This window comes from Aeromonas sp. DNRA1 (assembly GCF_963888745.1).
Lineage (GTDB): Bacteria > Pseudomonadota > Gammaproteobacteria > Enterobacterales > Aeromonadaceae > Aeromonas > Aeromonas hydrophila.
In genome coordinates this window covers 373169-389107 of record NZ_CAWPKQ010000004.1, presented here as the reverse complement: position 1 = coordinate 389107, position 15939 = coordinate 373169, and the positions used below count along the sequence as shown (strand labels likewise).

Sequence of the window (15939 nt, the reverse complement as noted above, 5' to 3'; positions counted from 1 at the left end):
ATCTTGTAGCGTGCCAGCATCCCGACTCCTGCTGGAAGCGCCCATGAAACTGACTCCCCTGTGGCTGGCCCTGTGCAGCCTGCCCGCCCTGGCCTGCGGCCCGGATGGCTGCGAGACGCCACTCACCCTGCAACTGACCGCCGCCCAGTGCCATCTGAACGGGCTGCCGTTCCTCTCCCCCGACAACGACACCCGCACCAACCTGGCACTGCTGCTGGCCGATGAGCAGGCTTTCTCGCTGCCCAAGGCGCCATTGCCGCTGCCCTTCGCCATCGAGGATCTGCTCAACCCGACCCTGCTCAACCCGACCCAAGCCGAGCCGGCCCCCGCCGGGCCGGATCCCCTGCTGGCGCTGGCCGCCGGTCTCGGCATCGAGCAGAGCACCACCCAGGCCGCCCTGGAGCGGGCCGCCGGCTGGAGCGAGGGGCGCTGCATCAGCAACAACCCCGTTTCTGCCGAAGCCTTCCTGCAGGCACTGGTCGACACCCCGGCGCTGGGTGCCGACGAGCGCAGCCAGCTGGCCCGCCAGCGGCTGGCCATGCTGGGCCAGTGCGCCCAGCAAGACGAAACGGCGCCGGAGGCCAAGGCCGCACCGCTGTCGGTCGCCGGTCAGGGCTTTGCCGACTACCTGGCCGCCAGCCAACGCTTCTATCAGGGGGAGTTCGCGCAGGCCGATGTGCTGTTTGCCGCTCTCGCCGGGCAGGATCAGCCCTGGCTGAGAGAGACGGCGGATTACATGCGGATCCGGGTCGCCCTCAACCAGTCCCAGCAAAGCGCCTTCGATGACTGGGGCACCCTGGATCGCAACCAGATTGACCAGGCCGCCGTGCAACGCGCCGAGCAGTTCATTGCCGACTATCGCAGTCGCTACCCAGAGGGGCGCTATCTCGACTCCGCCAACGGGCTGCTGCGCCGGCTCGCCTGGTTCAAGGGGGACGAGGCGACGCTGGCCAGCCTGTTCCAGCAGGCGAGCCGCCAGCCGGGCAACCCGGATCTGCTCAACGAGATCGACCTCAAGCTGCTGATGCAGCCCGGTTTCACCGGCTCAGCCGCCATGCCGCAGCTGACCCTGGTGCAGGATCTGCGCCGGCTGCGTTTGCATGAGAGTTGGGACGAGTGGCAACCGCTGCAAAGCGGCGAGCTCGCGCAGCAGAACACCCAGTTTGCCAGCAACCCGGCCTGGCTCGCCTATTTGCAACAGGCAGAGCGCTACTATCTCGCCAAGGATTATGCCGCCGTCATCGCCGCTGCTCCCGCCCTCGGCAAGGGGCCACTCGACAACCTGGCATTCAGCCAGCAGGTGCTCAAGGGCATGGCGCTGGCGGCCAGTCAGGCGCTGCCCGAGGCGGAGCAGCAGTGGCGCGCCCTGCTCGCCAGCCAGCCCACCCCCTTGCAGGATCAGCTGCTGCAGCTGGCGCTGGCCATGACCCTGGAGCGAGCCGGCCGACTGGAGCTGGTGTTCGCCAAGGAGAGCCCCATCCAGAGCGATCACTACCGCATTCCGCTGCTGGAGTACGTGGCGCCGGCCCCGCTGCTGCGCCGCATGGTGCAGGATGAGCAGGCCTCCGACACCCTGCGCCAGCGTGCTGGCCACACCCTGCGCTACAAGCAGCTGACCCACGGCGACTACCGGGGCTTCCTGCAGGATCTGGCGCTGGCTCCGTTGGCCGCTCCGTTCGACTGGCAAGGGAGCCAGGAGTATCAGTGCCCGGCACTCACCGCGGTGGTCACCACCCTGGCGGACAACCCCAAATCCCCCAAGGCGCTCAACTGCCTCGGCGAGTTTTTCCTGAGCCAGGGGCTGGACTGGGATCCGCTCCTGCAGCGGCCGGGCGCCGACACCCTGGCGGGCAGCCGGGATCTGTTTGCCGGCCAGCTGCGCAGCCGGCTCGACTGGTATCAACAGGTGATCGCCAACCCCAAGGCCGCCAAGGAGGAGAAGGCCTACGCCCTCTACCGCGCCATCAACTGTTACGCCCCGAGCGGCAACAACAGCTGCGGCAGCCAAGAGATCCCCCTCAGCCAGCGCAAGGGCTGGTTCAACACCCTCAAACGCCAGTACGGAACGAGCCAGTGGGCCAAGCAGCTCAAATATTACTGGTGATGCTGGCGCTGCTGGGCGCCGAGGCCAGCGCCGCCGTCGAGGCGAGCCACTACCGCCAGTTCTGGCTGTGGGCCGGGGTCAAGCCCCAGCCGGTGCTGCAGCAGGCCGAGCGGCTCTATCTGCATCAGGGGGAGATAGGCCCGCTCGATGCGCGCCAGCCCGTGCGTTTTCAGGGGCAGGGCATAGCGCCGAGCAAACTGCCGGTAAAGGAGCTCTGGCTCGCCTATCGGGTGGAGCGGCTCGACTGGGATGAGGCCCTGCTCAAGAGCCTGACCAACCAGCTGGCGGCCTGGCAGCGCAAAGGCAATGAGGTGCGCGGCGTCCAGATCGATTTTGATGCCCGCACCCACCGGCTGGCGGACTATGGCGACTTCCTGCGCAAACTGCGCAGCCAGCTGCCCGCCGGCTGCGCCATCAGCATCACCGGCCTGCTGGACTGGACCCGCACCGGCGACGTCGCCACACTAAACGCCCTTGCCGGCGTGGTCGACGAGCTGGTGGTACAGACCTATCGCGGCCGCCGCACCGAGCCGGGCTACGCGCGCTACCTGCAGACGCTGACGCGGCTGACCCTGCCCTTCAAGGTGGGGCTGGTACAGGGAGGCGAATGGGATCAAACGTGGGAAAGCAGGCTGGCCGACTCGGCGTCCTATGGCGGCGTGGTGGTGTTTCTTGTCAACCCGGCAAGATTAACAAACGCGCAGAGCAGGCAGACCGGTGTACACTTCTCAAGAGAGGAAAAAAGCCCTCTTTGAATCCTTTTGGGTATCATACTTGTCCCTAGCCTGAACCAGCCAAGGAGCACCAAGGATGCAGATCCTCCTGATCGAAGACGACACCATGCTCAGCATGGCGCTCTGCCAGGGGCTCAGCCAGCAGGATATAGCGTCCTCCCAGCTGACCCACTGCAAGGAGATTGCAAGCCTGCCCACCCTGCTGCGCCAGCAACCGTTCGATGCGATCATATGCCGCCAGAATCATCATCAGGGTCAGGAAGGGATACGCATGCTGCAGGAGGCCCACTACCTGGGCCTGCTTGAGCCGGGCTGCGTGCTGCTGTTGCTCGATGCAGATCTCGACTTACAACAATATCCTCCCTCGGATCTCTACTTTCCGCTGCAACTGGCCATCCCCTTCACTGCGGATCAACTGACTGCCATCTTGCGTGAGCTGGTGCTGCTGACCGGGCTGACCCGGGCCCTGCCCGCCCCGATGCGGCTCAGGGAGTGGCAGGTAAGCTGCGCCCTGTGCGAGGATCTGCTCTATCAACAGCAGAAGTACCGGGAGCTGGGGCCGCTGCTGGACAGGATCAAGGGTTACATGCTGCTGCAACAGCAGAATTACTTCCACGCCGCCCAGCACTACGCGGTCTGCACCACGGAACACGACGCCTGGTGGCCGCGCAAGGGACTGATCCACGCCCTGCTGGGTCTTGGCAAGCTGGAGAGTGCCCGCAAGGATCTGGCCCGCAACCGGGAACGACTGCCACCAGCCCTGCAACTGGAGCTGGCGCTGGCCTGTCTGCTGCACGAGCGGCAATGGGAAGGGGCCTGGGACGTGCTCAACCAGCTGCTGCAACGGCAAGCCTGGCTGCCGGAGTGGCGCCAGGCAGCCATCCTGCTGGCGCTGCTGCTCAAGGACGAGGGCAAGGCGCTGGAGCAGGCCAACGCCCTCAGCCTGCGCTTTTTCTCCGGCCACAAGTTCCGGGTATCCATCGATAACTTCATCCTCAATGCCAGTCTGGCGGTGCTCTGGCACTACCCGAGTGCCGCCCGGATCAGCGCCCTGCAGCAGGAGCATCGCTACCTCAGCCAGGCGGTCACCCTGCTAGCTCACGAGGAGGCCCTGCTCAGAGCGCTGATGCTGAGCCTGGACTACCGCTTCGACGAGGCCCTGTTGCTGCTCGCCAAGCACCCGCCAGAAACGGCGCGGGACAACCACCTCAACCAGCTGCTCGGCTTTGCCGTCAGCCAGTTCTGCGGCCTGCCCCACCACGCCCAACGCTACCTGAGCCAGCTCAGCCAGTATCAGGCCAGGGTCGCCCCGGCCCCGCAGATCCAGCAGCTGTTCAAGCAGGTCGTCAGTGACTTCATGAAACAGCTGGAGCGGCGCGAGCTCAGACTGACCTATCTGCGTCAGGAGCGGCAGCGGGCCAGCGCGGCGGGCCAGCACCAGCTGGCCGTGCAGTATGCATTGACCCTGCAGGAGGAGTTCCCGGCCCTGCCGGGTGATGCCTGGCAACTGCTGGAGTTGCTGCAACTATGCTGGCCGGCCGGCATGGCCGCCCCCAGGGTGGCACTGCTGGTGGATCGGCTGGAGCGGCGTCTCAACCACAGCGCCTCTTTCATGGAGCATCACGCCGAGGAGTACCGCAAGACGCTGCAGCAGATCCGCACCCATCTAACCCCCAAGCTGCCCCCCACCCCGCACGGTCAAGCCTGACACGGCCCTCTGGGCCGGACGGCTTACAACAGCCCGCGCACCAGGATGCCGGCGATCAGCAGCGGCGCCACCAGCCGCCAGCACCAGAGCAGGCAGCCGCGCAGCAGCGGCGACAGACCGGCGGGCAGCACGGACTCACCCAGTCGCCAGCCCAGCAGCAGGGTCAGCACCAGACCGAACAGCGGCATCATCAGGTTGGAGGTGAGGTAGTCCAGCAGATCGAAGATGGTCTTGCCGAACAGGGTCAGCTCGCTCCAGGGGCCGAACGACAGGCTGACCGGAATGCCGGACGCCATGATCAGCAGGGTCAGCACCCGGCAGGCACCACGGCGCGACCAGCCCCACTCCTCGGTGGTGAAGCGCACCAGGTGCTCCAGCATGGAGATGGAGGAGGAGAGTGCCGCCACCAAGAGCAGCAGGAAGAACACCACCGCCAGCCCCTGGCCGAACGGCAGATGGTTGAACACCGCCGGCATGGTCATAAAGGTGAGCCCTGGGCCGGCGGTGGGATCGATGCCGGTGGAGGCCAGCACCGGGAAGATCATCAACCCCGCCAGCACCGAGATGAGGCTCGCCAGGGTCACGACCCAGACGCCGGAGCGCAGCACGCCCTCGCTGCTCGGCAGGTAAGCACCATAGGTGGTGTGCACGCCAAGCCCGATGGAAAGGGAGAAGAAGGCCAGCCCCAGCGCGTCCAGCACGCCCTGGCCGGTCAGCATGGAGAAGTCCGGCAGCAGGAACTGGCGCACCCCGGCCATGGCGCCCGGCATGGAGAGGCCAGTCACCACCAGCAGCATCATCATCACGAACAGGGCCGGCATCATCCAGCGCAGCGCCCGTTCCACCCCCTTCTGCAGGCCCCCCTGCACGAACCACCAGGTGAGCCCGGCAAACACCAGATGGGTCAGTACCGGCCACCAGGGGTGGCTGACATAGCCGTTGAACAAGGCGGTCAGCGCCGCACCCTCGCTCAGGTTGAGCTGCCCGCTCACCGCCAGCGCTGCATAACCCACGGTCCAGCCGCCCACCACGCTGTAGAAGCTGTAGATGAAGAAGCCGCACAGGATCCCCATGTACCCCATCCAGCGCCAGTTCGGCCCCACCAGCTTGTGGAAGGCACCGAGCACCCCGCGCTGGCTGCGGCTGCCGAGCAGGGTCTCCCCCACCAGCACTGCCACCCCCAGGGTGAAGCTGAACAGCAGAAACATCAGCAGGAAGGCACCGCCGCCGTTGGTGGCCGTCACATAGGGAAACTTCCAGATGGCGCCAAGGCCGATCGCCGAACCGGCGGCTGCCAGCACATGACCGATACGGGAAGACCACTGAACCTGGCTCATACAACCTCCGGGCAAGACAACATTCGATACTCCATGGGTAACCGCGCTGGGCGGGGCAACAAAAAAGGCCGCCTGGTGGCGACCTTTGCAATGAACATTCAGACAAACTGCGCGTGCAAGGTCACCTCTCTTGCGAGCTAAAAAATCGACCGAACAGGACAACGCGACGTGACATGAATAATCTGATCTGAATGCTGAAAGGGATCACAGCCTAAACCATGGAAAGAAAAATTGACACAACATGACCAAACTTTTTTTCATGTGGCCAAAAAAATCTTGTTTTCATGCGGCCGGCGTCAAAAATCAGCGCCGCAGCCTCCCCGCCCACGGCCTTGAACGATAATAGTCTTAGCTTGGGCGGGCCAGATGCAACCATATGTAGCTGGCCCGCCCTGCCACTCCCTTGCGCAACATGGATGTACCGACGTGACGCTCCTGCCCCGATACTGGATGAAATGGCTGCTGCCCTGGCTACTGTTGCCCGGCCTGGCGCAGGCAACGCAACCCCCGCTGACCCTGCTCAGCCACGAACTGCCCCCCTTTACCCACACCAGTAACGGCAAGCTCGGTGGGCTGGCGGTGCAACTGGTGCAGGAGGCCCAGCAGGAGATGGGGGTCGACTACCCCATCAAGATCTACCCCCTCAAGCGGGCGCTGGCGCTGACCCGGGTCGAGCCCGGCTTCGCCCTGTTCGTCATTCTGCGCACGCCCCAGCGGGAGCCCCAGTTCAAGTGGGTGGGGCCGCTGTTTCTGAACCGGGTGGTGATCTACCAAACCAGGGGCAGCCAGCCGCTGACCGATCTGGCCCAACTGCGCCAGCTGGCGCGGGTCGGCGTGCTGCTCGGCAACGCCGATGACGAGCTGCTCACCCGCGAGGGCTACACCAACCTGGTGCGCTGCCAAACCATCGAAGACGCCATCGAACGACTGGTGCTCGGCAAGATAGACGCCTTCCCCATGGGGGAGCAGATCATGCCGGCCATCCTGGCCAAGATGAAGTTCTCCCCCCGCAGCGTGGTGAACTCCGGGCTGCTGCAGGAGAACTGGCTCTACATCGTCTTCTCGAAGAGCGAAGATGACGCAGTGATCGCCCGCTGGCAGGCGGCCATCGACAAGGTCAGAGACCGTCACCAGCAGGCGCAGCAGCCCATCCGCCAACCCTGATTACACCAGCCCGCGCACCAGGATGCCGCCGATCAGCAGCGGCGCCAGCCAGCGCCAGCAACCCATCACCAGAGTACGCCAGTGCAGCGCCAGCCCGGCGGGCAACGCCTGGCGACCCAGTTTCCAACCCAGCAGCAGGGTGAGCGCCAACCCGAACATGGGCATCATCAGGTTGGAGGTGACGAAATCGAGCAGCTCGAAGATGTTCTTGCCAAACAGGGTCACCTGGGCCCAGGGTCCGAACGACAGGCTGACCGGAATCCCCCCCGCCATCACCAGTGCGGTGATGAGGCCGCAAGCGGCCCGCCGTGACCAGCCCAAGCCTTCGCTGACGAAGCACTGCAGGTGTTCCAGCAGCGAGATGGCCGATGACAGCGCCGCCACCACCAGCAAGGCGAAGAACACCACCGCCAGCCCCTGGCCGAACGGCAACTGCTGGAACACCGCCGGCATGGTCATGAAGGTGAGACCCGGGCCGGAGGCAGGATCGATGCCGGTCGCTGCCAGCACCGGGAAGATCATCAAGCCCGCCAGCACGGCGATGAGGCTTGCCAGCAGCACCACCCAGAGGCTGGAGCGGCCGACCCCGTCACTGGAGGGCAGGTAGGCGCCATAGGTGGTGTGAATGCCAAGGCCGATGGAGAGGGAGAAGAAGGCCAGCCCCATGGCGTCGAGCACGCCGGACATGCCGAGCTTGCTGAAGTCCGGCATCAGGAAGTGGCGTACCCCGGCCATGGCGTTGGGCAAGGTAAGGCCGAAGGCCACCAGCATCAGGATCATGATGAACAGGGCCGGCATCATCCAGCGCAGGGTGCGCTCCACCCCCTTCTGCACGCCACCCTGCACGAACCACCAGGTGAGCCCGGCAAACAGCAGGTGGGTCAGCACCGGCCAGAGCGGGTCACCCACATAGTCGTTGAAACGGGCGGTGAGGGCCGCACCGTCGCCGTGCTGCAGACTGCCCGCCAGTGCCATGCCGGTGTAGCCCAGGGTCCAGCCACCCACCACGCTGTAGAAGCTGTAGATGAGCAGGCTGCTGAGCAGCCCCATGGCGCCGACCCAACACCAGCGCTTGCCCATCAGTTCACCGAAGGCCCCCACCACCCCGCGTCGGCTCAGACTGCCGAGCAAGGTCTCCCCCATCAGCACCGCCACCCCCAGGGTGAAGCTGAACAGCAGAAACACCAGCAGGAAGGCGCCGCCGCCGTTGGCGGCCGTCACATAGGGGAACTTCCAGATAGCGCCGAGACCGACTGCGGAACCGGCGGCGGCCAGGATATAACCGAGCCGGGATGACCATTGGGACTGCTTCATAAGAACTCCAACCGTGGGGCCCGCCACAAGGGGCCCAGAATGACGCTCAGAGTACGGGGGGGGCTGCGCAATCACAACGCCGCTTATCTGGATAAAACGCGCATTATTGGCATCATTGACCAATTAAATTTCATTTAACGAGCAATCCTGCCAACAAATAAAAACCGGAGCAATTTTGCTCCGGTTTTACAGGGTGGTGAGCCAGGTTCGGGGACTAGATCACCCCCAGCTCCCGCAGCCGTTCCATCAGGTAGCTGTGGGCGGTGTGACGCTCGGAGAGCACCACGTCCGGGCGCGGATGGAGGAACAGCGGCAGGGAGATGCGAGACTTGCTGGCGCTGCCGCCGGTCGGGTTGATGACCCTGTGGGTGGTGGAGGGGTAGTAGCCATGGGAGGCCTCCTGCAGCATGTCACCGATGTTGATGATGAGAGTGCCAAAATCGCACGGTACGTCCATCCACTCGCCGTCGGAACCCTTCACCTGCAGGCCCGGCTCGTTGGCGGCAGGCAGGATGGTCAGCAGGTTGATGTCTTCATGGGCGGCGGCGCGGATGGCACCCGGCTCCTCGGTGCCGTCGAACGGCGGGTAGTGCAGCACCCGCAGCAAGGTCTTCTGGCTCTCTTCGATCATGGAGGAGAGTGGGCAGCTGTAGTGGGCGGCGATATCGCTCGGGGTATACTGCTCGACCCAGCCCAGCAGCTCGGCCGCCAGGTTGTTGGCGAGACGGTAGTACTCCATCGCCTGCTCTTTCAGCTCCGCCGGCATCTGGCCCCAGGGATAGAGGTGGAAGTACTCCTTGATGTCCTTCTGGCTGTGGCCCTTGGCCACCTCGGACACCGACGGCGGGAAGTAGCCGTCCTGGGTCTCGCGATTGAACAGGAAATCCTGCTTCTGCTCGCTCATGAAGAAGCGGTACCAGTTGTCATAGATGGACTGCACCAGCTCTTTCGGGATGGGGTGATTGGTCAGTACCCCGAAGCCGGTGGTCCGCAGGGATTCGGTGAAGCGCTGCGCCGCATCGGGCGAGCGGTAATCGACGGTCAGGACTTTCATTATTTTTGTTACGCGCCAGTTAAAAGATGGCGCAGTTTACCCCGTGACCGACAACAAGGAAAGGGCGCGGGCCGCCACGCCGCCAGCCCGCGCAAATAGTGACAAATCGCTCAGAAAACGGCGCCGGCCAGCACCGTTTTTCATCCCTTGTCCTGCCCCGGCATCCTCTCTAGAATGCCCCCATCATTCCTCTCGGAGCCCGTCGTCCATGTCCCCCAAGATCCTGTTGCTGACCCTGCCTTTCCTGCTCGCCGGTTGCAGTTCGCTGTCGGAAGAAGAGTGCCGCACCATGAGCTGGTACAACCTGGGTTATCAGGATGGCGAACAGGGCAAAACCCGGGCCGCCACCCGCGACTACGTCTCGACCTGCGGCGAATACGGCCTCAAGGTAGACGAAGCGGAGTGGAAACGGGGTTATGCCAAGGGGCTGGAGCTCTACTGCATTCCAGAGCTCGCCTACAGCAAGGGCAAGTCCGGCGCCGAGTATCAGGGCGTCTGTCCCAACGATGCCAGCTTCCTGACCCAGTACGATCGCGGCCGCCAGGAGTACCTGGTGGAGAAACAGCTCAGCGACCTCAAGAGCGACATGGAGCGGACCGAGCGCGACATCGAGACGCTGGAGCGCCAGATCCGCAACGAGAACGACAGCAAGCAGCGCGACTACTACCGCGCCCAGCGCGAGCGCGCCATCCGTCACTACGAAGGGCTGCGCCGTGACTACAACCGGATCCGCTTCCCGGATCGGGTGATCAAGTTCTCCTTCGGGAACTGACAAACCAAAAAGGGGCCGACATGGCCCCTTTCTGTTTCTGTCCCTCTCTGTTTCTTCCTCTCAGGCCGGCAGGACCCAGCGCTGCAGCGCCAGTGCGATGCCATCTTCGTTGTGATCGGCGGTGACCCGATCCGCCAGCGCCTGGATCTGTGACGCCGCGTTGCCCATGGCCACCGCCAGCCCCACCTGCTCGAACATGCTGATGTCGTTGTTGTTGTCGCCAAACGCCACCACGTTCTCCATCGCGATCCCCTCGCTCGCCGCCCACTGGGCCAGCCGGTTGCCCTTGCTGCAGCCGGGTTGCACCAGCTCCACCGCATAGGGCGCCGCCCAGTCACGGGTGAAGGGCAGCTGTTCGACCACCTCAGCCATGAAGCGATGGAGCAGGGCGGGATCCTGGTTGAACAGCTCCAGCTTCCAGACTGGCCGGCTGAGCCAGCTCGCCAGATCCTCCGCCGGCAGCAGGGAGATCTTGAGATGATCTGGCTGGGTCGCCGACCAGTGGCGCATCCTGGTCACATGCTCCTCGCAACCGAGGTAACCGATCCCCTCGTCGAGGTGGAACAGGGCCCCCATCTGGTGCGCCTGCACCTCCGCCAGCAGCCGGCTGAGGGGGGCCACCGCCAGCGGATCCCCGACCTGGATCTGCTCCTGCACCGGATCATAGAGGTAGGCGCCGTTGCTGCAGATGATGGGGGTGTCGAGGGCCAGCTCGTGATGGAAAGGACGGGCCGTCATGAAGTGGCGCCCCGTCACCAGCAGCACCTTGATGCCGTGGGCACGGGCCTGGGCCAGCGCGGCCCGGGTGGCGGACGAGATCTTGTGATCCCTGGTCAGCAGGGTACCGTCCATATCCAACGCAATGGCCTGAAAACGACTCATATCACCTCCAACATGTCGAAACGAATGAATGCAGCGCCATACCAACCCGATTTCAACGTAATGGCCTGATAACGATTCATGCCACCGCCAAAGGCTGAGCATAGCGGGCAGCACCGAGCGATCGGGCAAGCAAGGCAAAGAGCCATACCGTCCCAGAGTCGGCGCCACGATGCAAGCGCCGGTTGCCCCCTCTGCGTCGTTCTGTGATCCCGTCAGCCGGCTTCTACCTGGACGTCGAGCCGCTGCCGCCGATCCGCCGCCCGGCGCAGGCCATAGAAGCCGATGGCACAGAGCAGGCTGCACAGCGCCGCCAGATAGAAGGGCCACTCGGTGCCCGCCAGCAGCACCAGACTGCCGACCACCACCGCCAGGATCTCGCTGCCCACCGCCAGCCCGCGATAGAGCCCCATCGCCTGCCCCTGCTGCTCGGCATGGCTGCGGTTGGAGACCGCCACCGAGGTCGCCAGCTCCCCCAGACTCATGCCGATGCCAGTGGGAATAAAGGTGAGAGCCAGCCCCCACCAGTGGCCGGGCAGCACGAACATCAGCATGCCTGCCGCCATCACCAGATGACCGGCCACCCCCAGACTGCTGCCGCGCCAATGGCGAGCCAGGCGGGAGCCCAGCCAGGCTCCCAGGATCATGGGCACGCTCACCATTACGGCGGCCTGCGCCAGCTGCACCGGATCCCAGGCCAGCCGCTCCACCAGCCAGACGTTGAAGTAGGTGAAGTAGAGCTGCACCGCGCCGTAGCTGAGCAGGGTCAGCACGAAGTAGGGCAGCAGCGCCGGTTGCAGCAGCAGCTGGCGGGAAGAGAGGGCCGGTGGCGGCTGATCACTGCGGGCCGCCGCCGGCCGATTGGGCAGCAGCCAGAGCACCAGCAGCAGATTGACCAGGGTCATGACCACCGCCAGCCAGGCCGCCAGGCTGTAATCGCCGGACACCACGGCGGCATAGCCACCGATCATGGGGCCCACCACCCAGCCCAGGTTCATGCCGATGTTGATCCAGGCGAAGCTGCGCGCCTTGGTTTTGGCGGTGCTCATGTCGGCCGCCATGGCCTGCACGATGGCGATGTCACCGTTGAAGAAGCCCTCCACCACCCGGCTCAGCAACAACAGCGGCAAGGATCGCCAGGCGATCCCCAGCGCCATCAGGGCGTAGCCCACCAGCACGCCCACCAGACAGAGGGTCAGCACCGGCTTGCGGCCATGGCGATCGGAGAGCTTGCCGAGCCAGGGAGCCCCTACCAGCTGAAACAGCGGATAGAGCCCCATGATGACCCCCAGCCATACCTTGCGGCTCCAGTCCGACGCTGCCGGTGTCAGCATGCCCTGGGCCGGATCCAGCAACAGCGGCGCCAGCACCGGAGACGGCAGACTGAAGCCCGCCACCGCCAGCGTCACCGTCATCACCAATACCCACAGGCTGGCCTGCCCCTTGATCCCTTCCATGTTCGCCCCATTAAATAAAGTTATTGGTTTATTTATGCTGGCAATCAATCCTGATTAAGTAAAGCGAATTGTTGATTTAAAAAATCCCCCTCCCCATAATGCTCTTATCCATGCCAGAACCGCTGCCGCGCAAGCGGTCGCACCTGCCGACGATGAGAGCCTTGCCATGAACGCCAGCACCGACAAGATACTGTTTCTGCTCAAGAGCCACGGGCCACAGAGCGCCGCCGAGCTGGGAGAGCAGTTGCAGATGACCTCCATGGGTGCCCGCCAGCACCTGATGACGCTGGAGGCCGACGGCTGGGTGAGTTTCAACGACGAGGCCCGCGGGCGCGGTCGACCGGTACGCTTGTGGCATCTGACCGAGCAGGCCTGGCAACGCTTCCCCGACAGTCACAGCGAACTGACGCTGCAGCTTATCGACAACATCCAGCAGCTGTTTGGCGAGGTGGGCATGGAGCGGCTGATCGCCCAGCGAGAGCAGCAGCAGCTGGCCCGCTATCAGGCCGAGCTGACCCAGCCGGCGCTGGCCGACAGGCTGGCGGCACTGACGGCGCAACGCACGCGAGAGGGCTATATGGCGGATTTTCGCCAGGAGGAGGATGGCAGCTGGCTGCTGTGGGAGAGCCACTGCCCCATCTGCGCGGCGGCGCGGGCCTGTCGGGGCTTTTGTCGCAGCGAGCTGGAGATGTTTCGCCGCTTGCTGGCACCGGCCGGGGTGGAGCGGGAGCAGTATCTGCTGGAGGGGGATCACCGCTGCCTCTATCGCATCAGGCCGCAGCCCTGATCCGCAAACGCCAGAAACAACAAAGCAGGCGCCGGGATGCCTGCTTTGTTGCCTTCGGGGAGGGGATGCTCTCGTTCCAGCCCGTCGTTGCCCGATAAGGTGAGACGGCTGATGGGGTTGTTGACCCGGTAAGGTCCTTCACCACAGAGACCGGGTTGGGTTTCTGTCTTGCCACCGGAAGATGTAACCATGGTATCCCTGCCGGCCCGGTGAGTGGTTGCGAAGTAGCATGTATTTTCAGTTGTTTTTGCAATAGTTCACCCTTAATCTAGGAAAAGTGAATTAGTAATTGCAACGAGGAACGGAGAATGCTGAAACTTGATCGCATAGACAGGCATATTCTGGAGTTGATGCAGGAGAATGGCCGCATCAGCAACCTGGAGCTGGCCGAGCTGGTCGGGCTCTCCCCCTCCCCCTGCTCTCGCCGGGTCAAGGCGCTGGAGGATGCCGGTCTCATCGACACCCACGTCACCCTGCTCAACGCCCGTCAACTGGGGCTGACCCTCACCGCCTACATTCACATCTCCATGGACCGGCACACCCCGGAGCGGTTTGAAAATTTTGACCGCGCCATCAGTGAGCTGCCCGAAGTGCTCGAATGTGACCTCATCACCGGCAACGACGCCGACTACCAGCTCAAGGTGGTGGTGCGGGACATGGAGCACTACCAGCACTTCCTGCTGGACAAGCTGACCCACATTCCGGGGGTGACCGGGGTGCGCTCCAGCTTCGTGCTGCGCCGGATCAAGCACAAGACGGCGCTGCCGCTCAACCATCTGGGCTGACCGCCAGCCCTGATCGGCGGGCCAGACCGGATAAAAGAAGAGGAGGCCACTGGCCTCCTTTTCTTTTATCCACAGTCAGCGGCCTGCACTCAGACCGCTACCTGGCTGACATCCTGCACCTGCAACAGCCAGCCGGCCTGCTCCTGCTGGGGCTCGCCGCTGACCCGCAGCCGTTCGCCAGTCGGCACCCACTGCCCCTGGGGCAGGGAGACCAGCAGGCTCTCGCTGCCGTTGTCGAACAGCCAGCGATCTTCACCCAGCGACTCGATCAGATAACCTTCCATCTCCACTCTGGACTCGGCTTGCCAGGATGGCGCAACGGAATCACGGCTCTCGATGAAATCCCCCTGAACACCAAAACTGGCCAGCCCCCACAGAATGGAGAGCCCAACCAACGATGATTGCATCTCGTCTCTCCTCTTTTGGAACTGTAGGGCCAGTATGGGAAGAGAAAACTGAGCGCACCATGAACAAGATGGCAAAGTGCCGACGGGATCGCGAAAAAAACCGGCCAGTCGGCCGGTTGTGTCATTTTATGGCGCCTGGATCACACTATTTGGCGGCTTCCTCTGCCATCCGTGCGGCTCTTGGCTTATTCGTCCACATGGCAACACCGCGATGATCCGCACAGATCCCCTCCTCCACCACGGCCCGCACCCGGGTACCGTCCTTGCAGATAGCCTGCCAGGCATCGGCATCGTCGATGGCCATCGAAGGGGCATGGGGGCCAGAACTGCAGGCGGTCAGCAACAGGGCAAACAGGGGCAACAGGAGTTTCATGGGGTGGATCCTCAGGCTGGATGGATGGATGGGCCGCACTCAACGCCCCAACTGGGCCGAGATGCGATCGCAGAGCTGCTTGAGCTGGGCCAGTTCAGCATCGGCCAGATCCACCTGATTGCGCAAGTTGTCCGCCAGACAGCATTCCCTCACCTCCTGCTGCAGCTGACGCCCCGCCTCGGTCAGGCCGATGCATTTTTGCCGCTCATCCTCGCTGGAGACGGTGCGGGTCAACCAGCCCTTGCTCTCCAGCCGCTTGACGATGGGGGTCAGAGTGCCCGCATCCAGCCCGGTCTCCTGACCGATCTCCTTGAGGCTGACCTCGTCCCGCGCCCACAGCGACAGCATCACCAGATACTGGGTGTAGGTGAGATCCAGCTTGTCCAGCAGCGGCCGATAGGCCCGCATCACCGCGTTGGAGGCACTGTAGAGGGCAAAACAGACCTGCTTTTTCAATTCACTCATGGGGCACCTCGCTGACGACTGGGGCCAGTATACCCCAGGAAAATCGGGGGTCGAATAATTTGCACACAAAATAGTTGTCAGCCCGTATTTTCGGGATTAGTCTGGATTTACTTTGCACACAAACAAAATCAGAGACCCCGACATGAAGACGCTCTATCGCACTCAAGCCATCGCCCAGGCCGGCCGCAACGGTGAGGTTCACACCCTGGACAACAGCCTGCAGCTGGCACTGGCCCTGCCGACCGCCCTCGGTGGCAACGGCAAGGGCAACAACCCGGAGCAGCTGCTGGCCGCCGGTTATGCCGCCTGTTTCTCCAATGCGCTGATCCACGTGGCCCACAAACTCGGTGCGCCCCTCTCCAGTGCTCCCGTCACCGCCGGGGTCGAGTTGCTGGCGCTGGACGATGGCCGCTTCAACTTCGCCATCACGCTGGACGTAGCGCTCGCTGCGACCCAACCTGAACAAGCGGCGCAGGCCGAGCAGATAGTGCGGCTGGCCCACCAGACCTGCCCCTTCTCCAACGCCATGCGGGGCAATGTGGTCACCCGGCTGCTGCTCAACGGCGCCCCGCTGGATGAGACGGCGTGAACCCGTTCAG

17 protein-coding genes are annotated in these 15939 nt (G+C 63.9%); 8 read left to right on the top strand and 9 right to left on the bottom strand.

All coding sequences use genetic code 11. The features are described from left to right. Positions 1–43 precede the first annotated feature (43 nt). Genes AACQ43_RS15555 through AACQ43_RS15545 form a run of 3 tightly spaced genes read left to right on the top strand, consistent with a single transcriptional unit; the run spans position 44 to position 4546 of the window. Entirely contained in the window at positions 44–2104 is a 2061-nt protein-coding gene (locus tag AACQ43_RS15555) for a hypothetical protein (RefSeq protein WP_168967807.1), read from the top strand. Further along, entirely contained in the window at positions 2074–2859 is a 786-nt protein-coding gene (locus AACQ43_RS15550; RefSeq protein WP_339354068.1) for a DUF3142 domain-containing protein, read from the top strand. The genes AACQ43_RS15555 and AACQ43_RS15550 overlap by 31 nt, the downstream gene beginning before the upstream one ends. Positions 2860–2914: 55 nt before the next feature. Continuing rightward, a complete protein-coding gene (locus AACQ43_RS15545) occupies positions 2915–4546 on the top strand; it encodes a hypothetical protein (protein WP_076361785.1) in 1632 nt (543 codons plus the stop codon). Positions 4547–4569: 23 nt separating this feature from the next. On the opposite strand, the gene AACQ43_RS15540 is transcribed toward AACQ43_RS15545, so the two are convergent. Beyond that, entirely contained in the window at positions 4570–5883 is a 1314-nt protein-coding gene (locus AACQ43_RS15540) for a sodium-dependent transporter (protein ID WP_017411099.1), read from the bottom strand. 450 nt (positions 5884–6333) lie between these two features. Between AACQ43_RS15540 and AACQ43_RS15535 the strand changes: the two genes are divergently transcribed. Further along, positions 6334–7047 carry a substrate-binding periplasmic protein gene (locus tag AACQ43_RS15535; RefSeq protein WP_168967856.1) on the top strand — a complete coding sequence of 238 codons (714 nt, stop codon included), beginning with the start codon at positions 6334–6336 and terminating at the stop codon, positions 7045–7047. On the opposite strand, the gene AACQ43_RS15530 is transcribed toward AACQ43_RS15535, so the two are convergent. Then, positions 7048–8361, bottom strand: a complete 1314-nt coding sequence (locus tag AACQ43_RS15530) for a sodium-dependent transporter (protein ID WP_168967806.1) — start codon at positions 8359–8361, stop codon at positions 7048–7050. Positions 8362–8575: 214 nt separating this feature from the next. Then, positions 8576–9415, bottom strand: coding sequence for an isopenicillin N synthase family dioxygenase (locus AACQ43_RS15525; RefSeq protein ID WP_024945812.1), 840 nt, complete (start codon positions 9413–9415; stop codon positions 8576–8578). 208 nt (positions 9416–9623) lie between these two features. On the opposite strand from AACQ43_RS15525, the gene AACQ43_RS15520 reads away from it, so the two are divergent. Next, entirely contained in the window at positions 9624–10187 is a 564-nt protein-coding gene (locus AACQ43_RS15520) for a DUF2799 domain-containing protein (protein WP_024945813.1), read from the top strand. Positions 10188–10247: 60 nt separating this feature from the next. Here AACQ43_RS15520 and AACQ43_RS15515 read toward each other — a convergent pair whose 3' ends face one another. After that, positions 10248–11069 (bottom strand): Cof-type HAD-IIB family hydrolase, encoded by an 822-nt coding sequence (locus AACQ43_RS15515; RefSeq protein WP_168967805.1) that lies wholly within the window; start codon positions 11067–11069, stop codon positions 10248–10250. 212 nt (positions 11070–11281) lie between these two features. Beyond that, a complete protein-coding gene (locus AACQ43_RS15510) occupies positions 11282–12523 on the bottom strand; it encodes an MFS transporter (RefSeq protein ID WP_168967804.1) in 1242 nt (413 codons plus the stop codon). A gap of 166 nt (positions 12524–12689) precedes the next feature. Between AACQ43_RS15510 and AACQ43_RS15505 the strand changes: the two genes are divergently transcribed. After that, a complete protein-coding gene (locus AACQ43_RS15505) occupies positions 12690–13310 on the top strand; it encodes a helix-turn-helix transcriptional regulator (protein WP_011707347.1) in 621 nt (206 codons plus the stop codon). Here AACQ43_RS15505 and AACQ43_RS15500 read toward each other — a convergent pair. After that, positions 13286–13501, bottom strand: coding sequence for a hypothetical protein (locus AACQ43_RS15500; RefSeq protein ID WP_123785047.1), 216 nt, complete (start codon positions 13499–13501; stop codon positions 13286–13288). The two genes, AACQ43_RS15505 and AACQ43_RS15500, sit on opposite strands and share 25 nt — an antisense overlap. Positions 13502–13618: 117 nt before the next feature. Between AACQ43_RS15500 and AACQ43_RS15495 the strand changes: the two genes are divergently transcribed. Further along, entirely contained in the window at positions 13619–14095 is a 477-nt protein-coding gene (locus tag AACQ43_RS15495) for an Lrp/AsnC family transcriptional regulator (protein ID WP_005304871.1), read from the top strand. Positions 14096–14184: 89 nt separating this feature from the next. Here the strand turns inward: AACQ43_RS15495 and AACQ43_RS15490 are convergent, their stop codons facing one another. The 3 genes from AACQ43_RS15490 to AACQ43_RS15480 all read right to left on the bottom strand — a co-directional run bounded on the left by AACQ43_RS15490 (position 14185) and on the right by AACQ43_RS15480 (position 15340). Next, entirely contained in the window at positions 14185–14502 is a 318-nt protein-coding gene (locus AACQ43_RS15490; RefSeq protein ID WP_005304873.1) for a hypothetical protein, read from the bottom strand. A 145-nt stretch (positions 14503–14647) separates the two neighbouring features. Continuing rightward, positions 14648–14875 (bottom strand): hypothetical protein, encoded by a 228-nt coding sequence (locus AACQ43_RS15485; RefSeq protein ID WP_029302207.1) that lies wholly within the window; start codon positions 14873–14875, stop codon positions 14648–14650. Between the two features lie 39 nt (positions 14876–14914). Continuing rightward, a complete protein-coding gene (locus AACQ43_RS15480; protein WP_016351946.1) occupies positions 14915–15340 on the bottom strand; it encodes a MarR family winged helix-turn-helix transcriptional regulator in 426 nt (141 codons plus the stop codon). A gap of 142 nt (positions 15341–15482) precedes the next feature. On the opposite strand from AACQ43_RS15480, the gene AACQ43_RS15475 reads away from it, so the two are divergent. After that, positions 15483–15929, top strand: a complete 447-nt coding sequence (locus AACQ43_RS15475; RefSeq protein ID WP_168967803.1) for an organic hydroperoxide resistance protein — start codon at positions 15483–15485, stop codon at positions 15927–15929. Positions 15930–15939: the final 10 nt, after the last annotated feature.